The following is a 17737-nucleotide window of genomic DNA, read 5'->3' as shown; positions in this document are numbered from 1 at the left end:
ATACCTTTTCCGTCTAAACCATTGGTTCCATTAGTACCGTTTACTCCATCAATACCTTTTATTCTCCCAAGGTCTGAAATTGTTCCATCTGTGTAAGTAACAATAAGATTTCCTGATGCATCAACAGTTGTGCTTGCAATACCTTTTCCGTCTAAACCATTGGTTCCATTAGTACCGTTTACTCCATCAATACCTTTTATTCTCCCAAGGTCTGAGATTGTTCCATCTGTGTAAGTAACAATAAGATTTCCTGATGCATCAACAGTTGTACTTGCAATACCTTTTCCGTCCAAACCATTTCTACCAGGTAATCCCTGATCTCCTTTTACTTTTCCTGCGTCGATAGTAGTACCATCTGAATAAGTGATAATAAGATTTCCCTCTGGGTTAATAACTGACCCTGAAATTCCTTTTCCATCATTAGCCTCGCCAGATAGCGCTATTCTGCACCATCTGTCAATATACCAATAGTAGTATCCAGGTGTCACATCAGCAATTGTTGCTATATTAAAAACAAGAAGACTGTTTACATTACCGTTAGCAATAGTAGTAACGTCAGTGCTGCTTGTTAATGGAATTTGAGGAATCAAAACTCCTTTGTTGTTTGCGTAAACTTGCAACTGAGCGGAAGCATTTACTTCTTTTTTGCCTATCACTACTTGAGAGTAAGCCGAGTAACTACCTAACACAAATAGCAAAGGGAGTAATTTATTTTTCATAACATTCAAATTATAAATTGCTTTTAAATTATCTCGAAAAAAAAGCGTATATAGTATCATTAATAACTTGCTAATTATCAACGACAAAAGAACACTTATTTTAAGAGTGCAAAATTCATTTATAATTGAATTTCTAAATACCTGAAAAAGTTTTAAAAATTACATTATCAGGTTAATTTCAGCTACAACGATATATTTTTTTCAAAAAAAATCAAATTATACTGCCACATAAATAGCTGTATGCTTGAAAAATGGAAAAAGTATAAAACAAAAAAAGTGAAAAAACCGAAGTCTTCTCACTTTAAAAAATTATCAAAATATTAAGCCTAAAATATTAAGAATTCCAAAAACTACTAAATATCAATTTTGCTAATAATACTGCAAATATCTTACTGATAAGATCATTTAACTATCTCTAAAAGTTTTTTAAATTACAGCTTAAGACATTTATTAAATGATTAAATTCTACTGAAATTCAATAAATTCATTTAATTGCCTTCTTTAGTCTTTCCAAAGATGAACTTTCTGAAATTTTAATTTGGTTGATTACAATTTGTGCAATTGCTGTAGCTCCTTTTAGCGAAAGATGTGTGTCATCTGCTTTATCCTTGTCATAATAGGCACTTTCACCAGCTTTAAAATGCAAATGTAATTGTTTTGATTTTTCTGGTCCGTAAGACTGTTCTAGTAATTCAGTATAATACTCCAAATCTATAAAAGGTACATTATATTCTTGGGCAACTAATCTAGTTTCTAACGGATAATCGCCATGTGTAGGTACCAATACTCCTTTTTCGTTGAAGTTGCGTCTTGAAATTGAGGTCAATAAAATTGGGACTGCACCTTTTTCCCTACTTTCAATAATAAATTTAATTAAGTTATATCGATAAGCAGTATGCGGATTTGTGTAACGAGTTGAATCTTCAATTTTTTCATCGTTATGCCCAAATTCAATAAAAACAAAATCTCCTTTTTTTAGTTTTCTATAAATAGAATCCCAACGATTTTCATTAATAAAACTTTTGGTACTTCGGCCGTTTACTGCTTTATTTACAACTTTGATATCATCCTTAAAAAAAGATTGCAAAACCTGAGCCCACCCATGTTCTGGATTACGATCTGGGTCTTTTTTATTTGCCATTGTTGAATCGCCAATGCAATAAAGCATTGATTTTTGTCCAAAACTTACTGATGTGATGAGAAATGCTATAAGAAGATATTTTTTCATTTTTGTTATTTTAAATTATCGCCAATATATGGGTATTTCAGAACCTTAGAAACCTTAGAATCTTATTAGCGTCTTTAGAACTTATTTTGCTGCCGTTGGTACTGTTGCTTTTTTTCCAATAAAAACATCGGTCATTAAAACATTTTCGGCATTTTCGTTTGATAATGCATTTTTTGCTGATTTAATTTCGATATTTTTTAAAGATATATTTCGTATTTTTTTATCTGGAAATCCCTGAATTACGATTCCGCTTTCTGATGCTTTATTACAAGTAATATCAGAGAAATGCACATTTGAAATATCCGATTGAAAACCGCTTCCTTCTCCATGATAGTTAGCCGTAATATATATACAATCTTCAACTTCATCCAACTGAATATTCCTAACGAAAATATTTTTAATAAAGCCCCCTCTATCTGCATTCGTTTTTAAATAAATACCTCTTTTTAAATAACCAATCGTTTTACAATTTTCTACAAATACATTTTGAACTCCAGCTGACATTTCACTGCCTATCACAACACCGTGAAGTCCTTTAAAGTTGCAGTTCCTGATTATAATATTTTCGCTTGGTGTTGCTATATTGGCACGCCCTTCATGATCTCTGCCTGCTTTTACAGCTACATTATCATCACCGTTATTAAAAGTCACATTTTCAATTAATACATCTTTTGAATATTCTGGGTCAATTCCGTCATTATTATAATTTAAGGATTTATAACTTATTCCGCGAATTGTAATACTTTGCGATTTTAATAAGTGTAGACACCAAAATGGCGAATTCTCAATTCTGATGTTTTCAACCAACACATTTTTGCAATTAAAAAATTGAATCATTTGCGGACGTAAAAAGTAGCCTTCACCAAACTTTCTGTCATTTAATACAACATTATTATGATTCATTTCGCGGCTTCTGTTTTTACCTGCTTCCTCTTTTGCTTTAAAACTTTTCCAAATATTTCCTCCTTCGCCATCAATAGTTCCTTCGCCTGTAATTGCTATATTTGAACACTCATAAGCATAAATAAGCGGACTATAATTATATAACATTGTACCCTCCCAGCTTGTTAAAACCATTGGAAGATAATCTTTCGGGTTGTCACTGAATTTTATTTTTGCATCTTTTTCTATTTTAAGATTAACATTGCTGGAAAAATGAATTGGGCCGTTAATTTTATAAATTCCTTTTGGCACAATTATAGTTCCGCCCTTATTCTTTTTGCACAATAACATTGCCTTATCAAAAAAAGATTTATTGTTTGTAACTGAATCTCCTTTTGCTCCAAGTTTTAAAATATTAATTTGATAAGACGGAATAACTGGCAACTGAATTCTTGTTGCGATCGAATCTACCTTTGCAGATGGAAATTCGTTGTTTTGCGCAAAAGAAACAGAAGAAACTAATAAAAATAAAAGCCATTTAAAATTCATAATAAAACATTTTAAAATTAGAATTTACTTTGAATACCAAGTTGGTATATCATCTTTCAAAATAGTTTCTACTGTGTACTTTTCAGCCTCGTCCTTTTTTAACTGATGTGACCATGAAACTCTTTTGGCAGGCTGAAATCCTTCACCAGTACAATTATATTCAGCATAAAAAGCTTTTTTTTCAGCTTCAGGTTTTGACCAATTTTCCCAACCTTCTGGTCTGATTTGTTTCCCTAATTCACAATTTAAAAAAACCGTTTTAGCATAAATACGCCACGGTCTTCCGAGATAAACGGCATCAGCAGAGGGTTCAGCTGTTAATTTGCAATTTTTAAAAACAAACCCAAAAAGAGTTCCTTCAGGCGTTGAAGCGGCAGTTATATAAGAATTTTTTATGCTGTGGATTTCACAATTTTCAAATAAGGCGGTTGCACTTCCAAAAATAAAATCGGTTGTGCCTTCGATATAGCAATTTACAAAATATTGTTTTGCTTCTTTTCCCGACAAATATAAAGTATCCTGATTTCCAAGGATATTGCAATTCGAAATTTTAGCACGATTTGCAACAATCGAAAGTGCAATTCCCTGACCATTATCTCCAGATGCATTTTTAATCGTAAGATTTAATGCCGAAAAATCATCTCCTTCTACTAAAACAGTATAGGTATAAAAAGTGCTGTTGCGTCCTAAGTTGATCTTCGAAAAATTATCATCAAAAGTAATAATAGTTTTTTCCTTACTTTCGCCTTGCAACATCACGTTTGTATTCCACTCAGGAATTCGGACTTTTTCATTATAAATCCCATTTTTTACTGTAATAGTTACTCTTTCATAAGGAAACGCCGGACAGGCATAAACAGCATCCTGAATTTTTGTAAAATCTCCCGAACCATCTTGTGCAACGGTAATCAGCGTTACATTTTTTTTATCCGCCGATGAAACTTTTGTCCCATTTTTTATTGCCCAAGCTGGGTATTTTTTTAGCACTTCTTTTGGTGCGTCAGAATACCAGGAATAGCCATTTCGTCTTTCAGAACCAATTTGATCCAACGATTTTTTTCTGATTCCGTCACGGTCACAAAAGAAAGGTTCATTTGTTTCCAAATCCATAAATCTTGCCCAAATTGGTCCTGCATTTGTAGCTGGAATCATTTTTTTATCTATAATTTTTCCATCATCACTAAGAATTCTTTTTTCCTCAAGATTCGTTATTTTTGTATTTTCAAACCAAGCTACTGCGCTTTTTACTGCGGTAACAATTTCCCTTGAAGGTTTTTCAACTGACATTAAAAGCAATACTATTTTGGCTGATTCGTAACCGCTTAATGAAGCTAATTCGAATGCTCTTGCATTTGCTGGTTTAAGAGTAACTTCGTCATGTTGTGCGCACCAAGCAGTTAAAACACCGTTTTGTTTGTATTGTGTTTTCAAAATACAATCAATTCCTTTATCAAATGCTTTTTTGCATTTTTCAACAATTTCTTTTGACGGTTTAATGCTATAAAAATCAGTCTCTTCGCTAATTTGTTTCATAACATTCAAAATATTCACCATCGAATCATCATTGTAGGTAATATGTGTATAATAACCTTTTTTTAGAGGATAAAACTGAGGCCAGCCGCCGTTTGCATATTGCGCTTCTAGCAAATAATTTACTCCTTTTAAAAATGATACTGCATAACGTTCATCTTTTACCTGAGCATACATTCTCGACATAAAAAGCATTTCCTGACATGTTGCACCATTATCAGTTGTGGTTTCTACAGCTGTTTTTTTAAGTACAATTAAATCTCTTTTTTGTGTTGAAGAAAGTTCATTCTGCATTTGAATATTTTTTGGCCACCCGCCAATATTTCTTTGGTAAAGCAAAACATTTTCTGCAATATTTTTAGCTTCGTCCGAGCCAAACCAAGATGATTCATTTTTACGAATGATATCAGGCCAGTTTTTAAAAGTATTTTGTGCATTCAGCCCAATGCTAAAAGCCACAGTAAAAAACAAAACTATTTTTTTTAATTGCATCATTGTAATCTGTTTTAACTCTTAATTATTTATTCGAAACAGCAAAATATTAGTTTTTGGAAAACAAAAAAATCTAAAAATCATTTTTAAGCTTATTAAAAAGAATCTTTTTCTTACAAAATATATTGTAGTATTACTTTTTCCAGTTTCTTTCTTAAAAAATAATTTATGTGGGTCATTATTTTTGAAAATCTAAAAAAAATGCATTTTAGCTTTTTTTTACTTCGTTACTCTAAACCAATCAACTGCAACATTTCCAGAATCATTTGTATTTTTTTCACTCAAGGCAAAAAGACCAACTTTAGCGCCAATCCATTTTCCTTCTTTTGAAATAAAATCATCTCCTATAGCTTGATATTTTTTATCATCTAAACTATAATAAAAGCTACAGATTCCTCCTTTTTTAATTTTAACTCTCAAATAAATAGTGTTGTTAGAAATTAAAACCGGTGTTGTTTCACTCTCCTCTACTTTTTTATCAAAAGTTCCTGTTTTCTGATTCAAATATAATTTACCATTATCATTTTTAAGATTCAAATAACTGTAATCTAATCCCATAATGATCAAACCGGTCGTTTCGCTATTTAATCTTGTATTAAAAGTTATTTTTGCGGTTGCTGTAAATTCTTCCGCAGGAAATTTTTGCAGAAGCATATTTGGCGCTTCAAAAATTTTCTTGCTGTCTTTAATTGTTGGTAAACAATATAAATTCAAATAGCCCAAACTTGTCGGGAATCCCCAATTATTTTGAGCATTTGCCTGCCATTGCCATTGCAATCCTAATTTTGGTAAATTAAACTCATCTGATTCTGCAGGTGTTTCAATAGGATATTTTTTTCCAACATTTGGCTTTTTAAAAGTCATAACAGGTTCACCAATTCCATTTTTATCAAAATCCTGTCCCATTACAGGCCAGTCATTTTTCCATTTCATAGGCTGCAAATGAACGATTCTTCCGTAAGCACCTTTGTCTTGAAAATGTATAAACCAATCTTCTCCGGTTTGTGTCTGTACCCATGCACCTTGATGCGGACCATTGATATTGGTTTTGCCTTGTTCTAAAACTTTTTTCTTCTCATAAGGGCCGAAAACATTTTTTGATCTTAAAACTGTCTGCCAGCCTGTTGAAACTCCTCCGGCCGGTGCAAAAATGTAGTAATAATTATTTCGCTTATAAAATTTTGGCCCTTCAATTGTTCCTTCCCCATCATGGCCATCAATAACCATAACTTCATCGTTATTTGTAGCTGTTCCTTCAGCATTCATACTGCAGACTACAAGCAAACTTTTAATCTTTGCACGGCTTCCGGCAAAAGCATGAACTAAATACACTTTTCCGTCATCATCCCATAATGGGCTTGGGTCAATAAGCCCGGATCCGGCTTTAACCAAAACTGGTTCTGACCAAGGTCCTTCTGCTTTTTGGGCTTTAATCATGTAAATTCCAAAATCTGGATCAGGGTAATAAATATAAAATTCATTGTTATGAAAATTAATACTCGGAGCCCAGACTCCATTTCCGTGTTGTACTTTATCGAAAGTTTCTATTGGTGGTTGTTTAATAAGTGCATGCCCAATAATTTTCCAATTCACCAAATCTTTAGAATGCAAAATTGGTAATCCCGGAATACAATTGAACGAAGATGCCGTCATGTAAAAATCATCTCCCGCTCTTAAAACATCTGGATCTGAATAATCAGCATGTATGATTGGATTTGTATAAGTTCCGTCTCCATTGTCTGGTATCCAAACCTGCGAAAAACTTTGTTGTGCAGACAATGCCAATAATAAAAGAAAAAGGAATTTTATATTTTTCATTTTTAATATGATTTTTTGATGCATCTTTTGAATTCAAAAACATTCTTTTGAAACCGAATGCCCTAGCCCCGATAGAACCGGTATCCTTTTTGTCCCGCGGTAGTGGGACAAAAAGATATAGGCGAAAGCGGGAAACAGCTCCTAAGTATTAAAAACTGATTTTTTTATACTTATCTGTTTAACTCTAAAGCAGCTAAAATAAATGGCCCAGTTGCTTTTGGATCATTATCCTTCTTTTTTTCTTTTACATAGTATTCATAAGAACCATCTCTGTAAGGAGTTCCTCCTAAACCAGCAACCTGACAAGCTTGAGTCAATGTAATACCGCCATCAGCATCAACTTTTATTAGTTTTGTTGTTAATCCGTCGAAAGCTTTGTTGGCGATTTTTTTATATTTTGCTGGCAAATAACCTTTGTTTGCTCCTTTTGCAAAAGCGTAAGCAAACATCGAAGATCCAGAAGCTTCTAGATAATTTCCTTCTTTACCCATTTTATCAGTTACTTGATACCATAAACCAGATTTATCCTGAAATTTTGCAATGCTTGAAGCCGCATTGTTTAAGTAACTAACCAATTCTTTTTGTTTTGGATGATCTTTTGGAAAATAGTCCAAGGCATCTACAAGTGCCATTACATACCAGCCCAGAGCTCTTGACCAAAAGTTTGGAGAATTTCCAGTTTCTTTATTAGCCCATGGCATTTTTTTACTTGAATCCCAACCATGATACAATAATCCTGTATTTGGATCTGTCGCGTGAAGCTGAATTTCTTCGAATTGTTTTGCAACATCATCTAAATATTTTCCGTTTTCAAAAGTAACCGTGTATTGCGCGTAGAATGGTTCGCCCATATATAAGCCGTCAAGCCACATTTGATTTGGATAAATATTTTTATGCCAGAATCCGCCCTCTGGTGTTCTTGGTTGTTCTGATAATTGTTTGCGAAGCAATTGGATCGCTTTTAAATACTTTTCTTCTTTTGTAGTTTCATAAATATTAAAAAGCAAACGACCAGAAACAACCATATCAATATTGTATTTATCCAATTCATATGACTTAATTGTTCCGTCATTCTGAACCAATGCATCGACATATCCTTTTACATAAACCGGATATCTTGGATCTGGATTTTTTTTATAAAGTTCTTCAAAACCATGCAAAACCAAACCATGTACATAATCCCACTTTGGTGCTTTTGAATCGTCAATCATATACGCTTCAGGATGGCGTTTCATCAAAGTCAAAGCCATTTTATCTGACCATTTTGCTTTCTTTGAAATTACAATATTGTTAGCTTTTGTTTCTTGAGAAATTGCTTTAGAGCTTGTAAAAAAGATAAAACAAGTCACTAAAGCGGTTGTAAAATATTTAAGTTTTCTAGTGTTTTCCATTTTAAAATATATTTAAATTTTACCTTTTTTGTTCAAAATTTCTAACTTCTCATCCAAATATTTTACGAAATCAGCCTGAGATTTGATTCCGTTTTGTTCTTGTTCCCAAGCTCCTAACAGATAAAATGATGTAGTCTTTGTAGTTGGTTTAAATAGTAAAAGATAATCCAATTCAGTATCTTCAATACTTTCAATTGTATTTACTTCATAAAAAATTGCCATTCCAAGTTTATCAGGAACTAAAGACTGCTCGCCATAGGTTGCCAAGTAAGCCCATTTTTTATTCTTGCTTTCTTTTTTAAACAATTCAGCATTTTTTTGCTTTACAATTCCAGTACAAATTCCTTTAATTTCTTTTGAAGCCTGAATAGTATGTTTTGTATAAAGATTATCGGGTTTAATTGTCAAAACTGAAGTAAAATCAATTTTATCAGAAGCTGTTTTCCATCCATAATAATTAACTTTTACAGAAGATTCATTGGTTTTATTTGAAACAGTCGCAATTGTTGAATCAACTTCACGAAAGTGCAGTTTTTCGTTATTTAAATAACGATCAATAGACCCAATTCCTATTCCTTTACCGGCTTTCAAAATATCAGCTCCCCAATCGCTCATTTCGTGGTACGAATCAAAATTGTCCTGCCCAACTTTTGGCAAAATCATTTCAGATGTCTTCTTTCCAAAAATATCCACAGCATTTCTCCAGTCCAAATACAAACGGTAACCAATGCGATTATTTTCCCATCCTGGACCTTCATAACGAATATCAAACGAATGATCTGTGTGTTCTGGAGCTAGTTTTAACCTGTCGACATTTTTAAAAACTGTTCCGCCAATGTACTTGCGTCCTTCCCATTTTCCGTCCGTTTTTACTGAAACTTCTGCATACGTTTTAGCTGCTTTGTCGTCAGTTTTTTGAGCATTTGCAACAGTAAAACCAAGCAGGAATAAGGTTGCTATTTTAATTTTTGCTTTCATTCGTTTTATTATTATTTAAATATTTTGTCTAAAAATGGTACTATATAACTCATCATTTCATCAAACCAAGGCTGAAAAAACCAAAATGAATGTGGAGAATCTTTTATTGTTTTTACTTCATTATAAATTTTATTCTGATTCAGAATCGCAATCATATCATCTCTTCCGGCATGAAATCTATCAAAACTGCTATTTATGAAAAGAACTGGAGGCGTATTTTTATCGGTATGACTTAAAGCGGACGCGTTTTTCCAGTTTTCAGGATTGTCTTCATAAGTTCCTTTTAACCAAAACGATGCCATTTCTCCTTCTTGGGATTCTGGATGTTTGAATGCTAAAATTCCGTCTATATCAATAATGGCATTTACTTTTGAAGAAGATTTACTTTTAAATTTTGAATCTTCAAAAGCTACATTGCTGTTTGTTGTACCAATCAAAGCTGCCATTTGTCCGCCAGAAGAACATCCTAAAACTGCAATTTTATTTGGGTCAACATGGAACTTTTTCGCATTATCTTTTATAAACTTAATCGCGTTCTTAACGTCATAAACCGCTTCTGGATATTTTACTTCTAAAGATAATCTGTACTCAACCGGAAAACATGAATATCCTTTTGAAGCAATTTCTTGTGCCATAACTTGCATCTGGCTTTTATTTCCTGATCTCCAACCGCCACCGTGTATCATAATTACAACCGGATTTGCTTTTTTTGAAGTATTAAAATAAGCATCTAAATGCAATTCTCTATTCTCTATTTGATTATAAACAAGATCATTAATTTGATTAACGTTTTTATCCTTTTTTTCAGTTGCGATTGTTATGAAAGGATATTTTTTAATCAATTTATTGTAAGTGCTTTTAACCGTATATGAAGTATCTATGCTGTATTGGCTCTGAGCAGTTGCAGCATGTAAAAGCAGTAATAAAAACAACATTTTATTTTTCATTTCCGAGCTTCTAATTTTTAGTTAAGAAAGGAGTTCGATACCTGATCAAACTCCTTTTTTAACAACTTCAAAAAACAACTTTCGCAAAAATTATCAAATCATTACTAACCAAGATTTTCGAAAAATAAAAAAACTGTTTTTTTATTTTATTTGATAATTGTTGAAAGGTCAAAAATTGGTTTGGTTAAAAGTATAGTTAAGTGGTTTAATTTTTAATGGATTCCATTTTTTTTCCGTTGATGTAAGTGTTTATAAAATTTACACCTTTTACATTTTTCAGAGAATAAACAGAATCTACTTTTGCGATTGTAACATCTTTAAATGTTATGTTTTCAATTGGAGATTCTTTGTAACCATCGGCTAAAATCCCAAATTTTCCCCCATTTTTAACCTTGACATTTTCAAGGCTTATATTTTTAATTGCTGGAATATAATTCCCAACCTGGCTGCCATATATATCGTAAAACATTGTCACTCTTAAAACACATTCTTTTACGGTTCCAACTTCAATATTTCTAACATAAATATCTTCTGTCGTTCCGCCACGTTTCGAATTTGTTTTGATTCTTATGGCACGATCCAATTCCGGACTGTCCATTACACAATTTTCAACATAAACATTATTTACGCCGGCGGTAATTTCACTTCCCATTACAACACCACCGTGACCGTCAATCATTTTACAATTTTGAACAATAATATTTTTACTCGGAATTCCAACTCGTCTTCCATCTGCATCTCTACCCGATTTAATTGCTATGCAATCATCACCAGTATTGAAAGTGCAGTTTTTAATAATTACATTTTGAGAATATTCAGGATCACAGCCATCATTATTCGGTCCGTGACTATTTACCGTAACGCCATCAATAATTACATTATTCGATTTTAGAGGATGTAAAATCCAAAACGGCGCGTTAACAACCGTAATATCTTTTACTAAAACCGTATTACATTCAAAAAACTCAATAAAATTAGGACGCAAATAATGTCCTTCGCCAAAAATACGTTCGGCAACCGGAACACCTTTTTCTGCCATTTCAACCAAATTATCACGATTTAACGGATCGTGCTGTGATGGCTGACCTTTATCCCATCCATATCTTTTACTGCCACACCATGGCCACCAATTTGTATTATTTGCTTGTCCATTTAAAGTGCCTTTTCCTGTTATAGCAACATTCGTTTTGTTTTTTGCGTAAATCAGAGGCGAATGATTCATTAATTCAGTTCCTTCCCATGAAGTATGAATCAAAGGATAGTCTTTAGAGTTGATACTAAAAAGAATTTCGGCCTTATCTTCCAAATGTAAGTTCACATTGCTTTCTAAATGAATTGGTCCTGTCAAATATTTTCCGTTTGGAACTAAAACTTTACCACCTCCATTTGTAGCACACTCTTTAATTGCTTTTTCAAAAGCCATCGTATTCATTGTTTTTCCGTCTGCAATGGCTCCAAAATCATTTATATTATAAGTCTTATTTATAAAATGTGTTTCTGGGATACTTTTTACAATTAATTCCATCTTTTTCCATGGATCAGTTTCAGAAACGCCCGCAACTTGTTTTCCACATGATAGTAGAAGCAAAGAAAATACTCCAAGAAAAGAGATTGTTTTTAACGTTATATTCTTATTTGTAATCATTTACGCAGTAATTTATAATTTAAGCAAGCAAACAGCCTTTCATTATGTAATCGATTACACGAAAGTATAAAATTTGTTTCGACAGAACAAATTTATTTAGAAATAATTTATATATTTAATTTTTATTTGCAATTATAATTACAGTTATGGTAAAAAAACACATAATTTTTTATCATTGTAGCGTTGCAAACGTTTTAGTTATTAATTATGTAATCGATAACAAAAAATATTGAGATATATAAAAAAAATGTATTTTTGTCTTAAATTAATTCTGAAAACCTTTTTGAATGAGCGAAAAAATAACCATTTATGATATTGCCAAGAAATTGAATATCACTGCCGCTACTGTTTCCAGAGCTTTAAACAACAATCCTAAAATAAAAGAAAGCACAAGGGAACTGGTTATTAAAACCGCTGCATCAATGAACTATAAGCAAAACAAACTTGCTTTAGCATTAAAAAGCGGACGTAGTAATAATATTGGTGTTATTGTCCCTCGTATTGACAGCAACTTTTTCGCATCTGTAATTAGGGGAATTGAAGAAGAGCTTCACCCGCATGGTTATCAGGTAATCATTTGCCAAACACACGAAAGTCCGAAAAGAGAAAATGAAAATCTATATACTTTAATCGACGCGCAAGTTGATGGTATTATGATGTCGGTTACTGATGTTACCGATGAAAATGACGGCGCTTTTCACTATGTTTTGGAAAAAAATGTTCCGTTAATCTTTTTTGACCGAAGCAAACATATAGACGGAGTAAGCTCTGTCACTATTAATGATTTTAAAGGAGGTTATGTGGCGACCAAACATTTAATAAATGAAGGATGCCGAGCAATTGCTCATTTCTCAGGAGATCAATCACTTGAGATATTTAAAAACAGGTTTTTAGGATACAAACAAGCCTTATTAGACAACGGCATGACTTTTAAAGAAGAATATGTAATTCATACCAAAAGTAGTGTTGATGCAGGAAAAGAAGCTATTAATGTTTTATTAGCTTTAGAAACTCCACCAGATGCTCTATTTTCTGCCAGTGATTTTGCAGCTTTAGGAGCGATTCAAGAACTTAAAGAAAAAAATATTAGTATTCCTAAAGAGTTTTGTGTAGCGGGTTTCAGTAATGAGCCTTTTACTAAATTTATGGAATTATCTATCACTTCTGTAGATCAATCGCCTCTTGAAATGGGAAAAATGTCTGCCCGAGTTTTCTTGGAACAAGTAGATAAAACGGATACAATCAAAATCGAAAAAAAGGTGGTTCTCGCACCAGAATTACATATTCGTAAATCGTCGTCCAGAACCAGCTCTTAGTTTTTAAGATACATCTTCAACATGTAGAGACGCACAGTAGTGCGTCTTTTTTTTTACCATATATAGTTATATAAGCAAATAAAATCCATTAATGATAAGGTCATATCAACCATCGCTATTCTTAGATAGTGATTTAAGTTAACCTCGAATTGCATGAATTTTATAATTCTGACTACTTGTGCTAATGTTTATAGAATTGTTTCTCGATTCAATAATTAGTAAAAGTCCGTGTAATTCGATGCAGAAAAAATGATATAAAAAAAAGAGACGCACTGCTGTGCGTCTCTACATGTATATGTCCTTTTTTTTTATCTTATAAAGAAACTCCTCTTTTCCAAGGAATAAATACATCTTGTTTCAACTGGTCTGCTTTTGTTTCCACGTTTCCGCTCGCCAATTCTATAATGTAATCTACTATTTCTGCTCCAACCTCGGTAATGGTTTTTTCACCAGTAATCACCGTTCCGGCATTTACATCGATAATATCAGACATTCTATTAATTAATGCCGTGTTCGAAGAAATTTTTACAACGGGTGCAATCGGATTTCCCATCGGGTTTCCTAAACCTGTGGTAAATAAAACAACTGTTGCGCCCGATCCAACCAATCCTGTGGTACATTCTGCGTCATTTCCTGGCGTATTTAAAAGATTTAATCCTGGTTTTGAAATATATTCTCCGTAATCTAAAACATCTACAACAGGTGAAGTTCCACCTTTTTTAGCTGCGCCAGCAGATTTCATTGCATCTGTAATTAATCCGTCTTTGATGTTTCCCGGAGATGGATTCATATCAAACCCTGAACCTGCATCTACAACTGATTTTTCAAAAGCTTTCATTAAAGTTAAAAATTTATCTGCTTTTTCTTCATCTACACATCTATTCATCAATTCTTGCTCAACGCCACATAATTCTGGAAATTCTGCCAAAATTGTTTTCCCTCCCAAAGCTGCAAAAATATCTGAAACAATTCCTAATGCCGGATTAGCAGAAATTCCGGAAAATCCATCAGACCCTCCACATTCTAAACCAATAGTTAGCTTTGAAAGAGGAGCAGGTTTGCGTTCAATTTTGTTGGCTCTTTTAATGGCTTCATAAGAATCTTTAATCACCATTTGAAACATTTGATCAGTAGTTCCAATTTGTTGTTGCTCATAGATCAAAATTTCTTTATCACTATTCGGACTCATTTCTTTCAATGCCTTTTTAAAAATATCAACTTGCAAATTTTGGCAACCTAAACTTAAAACAGTTGCACCTGCAACATTTGGGTTGTTCACATATCCTGCAAGCAGTTTTGCCAACAATTCTGAATCTTGTCGAATCCCTCCACAACCACCTTGATGATTGATAAATTTTACTTCGACATTATCTAAAAGATTTTCATTTAAATTTTTATCCGAAACTTCTTCTACGCTTTTTTCTTCAATTAAAGAGCGTAACAAATTTTTATAAGAAACTTCTTTTTTTGGCATTAATTCGTTTTCAAAAATATCTTTCAGTTTTTCGATATTTTTGTTTTCGCAAAAAACCAATGGAAAAAACAACCAAACGTTTTTGGTTCCAACTTGTCCATCAGTACGGTGATATCCGTTGAAAGTTTTATCTTTCCAACGATCTACATTTGGTGGAGTCCAACCTAAATTTCCGTTTTTACCAAAAACTTTTTCACTTTGATGTTTTACATTTTCGGTGGTAATTACTTCTCCTTTTTTTATAGGCTTAGCAGCTTTTCCAACCAAAACACCATACATTATAATATCATTACCAATTGAAAAATCTTTCTCTGCGATTTTATGTTTTGCTTTAACATCAGTTGTTGGTGAGACAGTGGTTCCTTCAAATATAATTTGTTCGTTTTGTACCAAATCGGTTAAAGCGACAATTACGTTATCTGCTGGGTTGACTTTTATTAATTTTTTTTGAGTTGCCATAACTATTGTATGTAATTCTTAATTTAATTGTTTTTGAAAATTGATAAAGCCTTGCTCAACGCCATTTGCCTCAATTTCTTCTAAAGCTTTTGCAATTGATTCTGTAAGAGAAGGAATTTCAGTCAAATCTTCATCCCAGAAATTTTTATTTTGCAAAGTCAATCTTGCTATTTTATTATAATCATCTGATGTCCAAAGACCGTTAAAAAATGAAACGATATCCTCACTGTCTTGAACTGGAAGATTTTCACCTTTCCAAGTTCCTTTGTAAAAACGAATCAAACACGCAAATGCAAAAGTCAAATGAACCGGAAGTTTTTTGTGAACATCAACATAACCAGTCAAACTCGGTAATACACGAACTTTAAATTTAGAAATTGAGTTCAAGGCAATTGAAGACAATAAATGCTTAATGAAAGGATTCCTGAAACGGTCTAATATTTCTTCAGCGAAACTTGTCAGTTCAGTTCTGTCCATATTTAAAGTTTCATTAATTTCATCAAAAACTGCTTTATTTACAAATTCTCCAGTAAAGGCATTGTCAACAGTTTCTTTTACAGTTTCGTTTCCGTAAAGCAATGAAAATGGCACCATTGCAGTGTGTGCACCATTCAAAATTCTAACTTTACGCGTTCGGTACGGCTGCATATCAGCCACGATTTTCACATCTAAATCTGTTTTTTCAAAAGGAAGCTTTGCTTTTAATTTATCGTCACCTTCAATTACCCATAAAAAGAAACTTTCGGCACTTACAATCAAATCATCTTTATAATCAAGCTGACTATTATATTCGTCGATTTGGTCTTTTGGATACCCAGGAACAATTCTATCTACCAAAGTATTATGAAAAGAACAATCATTAGTCAGCCATAATTTAAAATCTTCTCCAAGATTCCAATCATTGCTATATTTCAAAACAATTTCCTTTAAAGTATCTGAATTATAATTAATTAACTCACAAGGAATAATTGTCAAAGCCTTTGATTTATCGCCATTAAAATGCTTAAATCTTTCATGCAAAAGTACAGTTAATTTTGCAGGAAAAGAAACTGGAGGCTGCATAGAAGGGCGATCAGACTCGATATACTCAATTCCGGCTTCAGTTGTATTAGAAATAATAAATTCCAATTCTTCTTCTTTGGCTAAAGCCAAAAAATCCTGAAAAGAAGCATAAGGGTCAACTGCCTTTACAATATTAGTAATTAATTCTTTTTCCTGAATTTCCTCACCTTTTTTAACACCTTTCATGAATAAAGTATACAGACCATCCTGATCATTAATCATATTCACTAATCCTCTGTCAATAGGCTGTACAACTGCAATTCCAGCATTGAAATCTGCTTTTTTATTTAATTCCTGAAAAGCATATTCGACAAAAGCTCTCAAGAAATTTCCTTCTCCAAACTGCACTATTTTAATCGGAAGTCTATGTGAAAACTCCGTATTTGATCTGTTAATTTTTTCCATTATAAATTCATTTGAGCGTTATAAATAACCAACTTCAATACCTTATTCATTTTTTCTCGGTTTTATATTGTAAAAGAAACATTACACCTGAAAGAGTAAAATAAATCCTGCTGTGAGGAGTGACAAGATTTATTTTGCAAGTGTAATGTTCAATTACAACATCTAAAACTCTAAAAAAAACCGCATGCCAAATAAGGAACTGGTATGATTATTCCCTATTTATTTTTAATATCTTTTATGATCTCCAAAACCTGTCTTACTTTAGCCTGTAAACCGTCAAAATCTTGTTTGTCCAATATATCTTTTGAAATTAACTGCGAACCTAAACCAACACAAGTTGCTCCGGCATTCAGCCATGAACTCAGACTTTCAACCGTTGGGTAAACACCTCCCGTTGGCATAATATTCGTCCATGGACATGGTCCTTTTATCGCTTTGATGAACTCTGGTCCATAAATATCAGCTGGAAACAGTTTTACAATTTCGCAACCTAATTCTTCGGCTCTTGCAATTTCAGTAAGCGTTCCGCAACCTGGCGACCATAATACCTTACGTCGATTACAAGCAATTGCTATATCTTCCCTGAAAACTGGAGTTACAATAAAATTTGCTCCCAAACTCATGTAATGTGAAGCTAAAGCCGCATCTGTTATTGAACCAACGCCAAGCATCATTCCAGGCAATTCTGCCAAAGCATATTTATTTAAGGCACCGAAAACTTCATGAGCAAAATCGCCTCTACTCGTAAACTCCATTAAGCGTGAGCCTCCATCGTAACAAGCTTTCAGTACTTTTTTGCTTAATTCTATATCAGAATGAAAAAACAGCGGAACCATTCCGTT

At 32.9% G+C, this 17737-nt stretch carries 12 protein-coding genes and 1 pseudogene; 1 reads left to right on the top strand and 12 read right to left on the bottom strand.

Annotated features, from left to right (window positions below; all coding sequences use genetic code 11):
• From ACWA1B_RS22240 to ACWA1B_RS22200, 9 genes and pseudogenes are all read right to left on the bottom strand, one after another.
• Nucleotides 1-719, bottom strand: a pseudogene (locus tag ACWA1B_RS22240) (hypothetical protein); the annotation flags it as partial.
• A 484-nt stretch (nt 720-1203) separates the two neighbouring features.
• Complete coding sequence (locus tag ACWA1B_RS22235) at nt 1204-1947, bottom strand: rhamnogalacturonan acetylesterase (protein WP_456910753.1); 744 nt, start codon at nt 1945-1947, stop codon at nt 1204-1206.
• Between the two features lie 81 nt (nt 1948-2028).
• Entirely contained in the window at nt 2029-3378 is a 1350-nt protein-coding gene (locus ACWA1B_RS22230) for a glycoside hydrolase family 28 protein (RefSeq protein ID WP_456910751.1), read from the bottom strand.
• A gap of 24 nt (nt 3379-3402) precedes the next feature.
• Entirely contained in the window at nt 3403-5403 is a 2001-nt protein-coding gene (pelA, locus tag ACWA1B_RS22225) for a pectate lyase (RefSeq protein ID WP_456910749.1), read from the bottom strand.
• A gap of 216 nt (nt 5404-5619) precedes the next feature.
• Entirely contained in the window at nt 5620-7218 is a 1599-nt protein-coding gene (locus ACWA1B_RS22220) for a glycoside hydrolase family 43 protein (RefSeq protein WP_456910747.1), read from the bottom strand.
• Between the two features lie 170 nt (nt 7219-7388).
• A complete protein-coding gene (locus tag ACWA1B_RS22215; protein ID WP_456910745.1) occupies nt 7389-8609 on the bottom strand; it encodes a glycoside hydrolase family 88/105 protein in 1221 nt (406 codons plus the stop codon).
• Nucleotides 8610-8621: 12 nt separating this feature from the next.
• The gene (locus tag ACWA1B_RS22210; RefSeq protein WP_456910743.1) at nt 8622-9587 is read right to left on the bottom strand and encodes a DUF4861 family protein; all 966 of its coding nucleotides are present in this window, start codon (nt 9585-9587) and stop codon (nt 8622-8624) included.
• 11 nt (nt 9588-9598) lie between these two features.
• Complete coding sequence (locus ACWA1B_RS22205) at nt 9599-10534, bottom strand: alpha/beta hydrolase fold domain-containing protein (RefSeq protein ID WP_456910741.1); 936 nt, start codon at nt 10532-10534, stop codon at nt 9599-9601.
• Nucleotides 10535-10739: 205 nt separating this feature from the next.
• Nucleotides 10740-12179, bottom strand: a complete 1440-nt coding sequence (locus ACWA1B_RS22200) for a glycoside hydrolase family 28 protein (protein ID WP_456910739.1) — start codon at nt 12177-12179, stop codon at nt 10740-10742.
• Between the two features lie 287 nt (nt 12180-12466).
• Here ACWA1B_RS22200 and ACWA1B_RS22195 point away from each other — a divergent pair, with 287 nt between their 5' ends.
• Nucleotides 12467-13495, top strand: a complete 1029-nt coding sequence (locus tag ACWA1B_RS22195) for a LacI family DNA-binding transcriptional regulator (RefSeq protein WP_456910737.1) — start codon at nt 12467-12469, stop codon at nt 13493-13495.
• Between the two features lie 313 nt (nt 13496-13808).
• On the opposite strand, the gene ACWA1B_RS22190 is transcribed toward ACWA1B_RS22195, so the two are convergent.
• The 3 genes from ACWA1B_RS22190 to ACWA1B_RS22180 form a co-directional block, all read right to left on the bottom strand.
• The gene (locus tag ACWA1B_RS22190; RefSeq protein ID WP_456910735.1) at nt 13809-15428 is read right to left on the bottom strand and encodes a UxaA family hydrolase; all 1620 of its coding nucleotides are present in this window, start codon (nt 15426-15428) and stop codon (nt 13809-13811) included.
• 18 nt (nt 15429-15446) lie between these two features.
• The gene (locus tag ACWA1B_RS22185; RefSeq protein ID WP_456910733.1) at nt 15447-16895 is read right to left on the bottom strand and encodes a tagaturonate reductase; all 1449 of its coding nucleotides are present in this window, start codon (nt 16893-16895) and stop codon (nt 15447-15449) included.
• A 215-nt stretch (nt 16896-17110) separates the two neighbouring features.
• The coding region (locus ACWA1B_RS22180; RefSeq protein WP_456910731.1) for a bifunctional 4-hydroxy-2-oxoglutarate aldolase/2-dehydro-3-deoxy-phosphogluconate aldolase at nt 17111-17737 on the bottom strand (627 nt) is incomplete at its 5' end.

It is taken from the genome of Flavobacterium xizangense, assembly GCF_054075145.1.
This window is presented reverse-complemented; position numbering and strand designations above follow the sequence as displayed.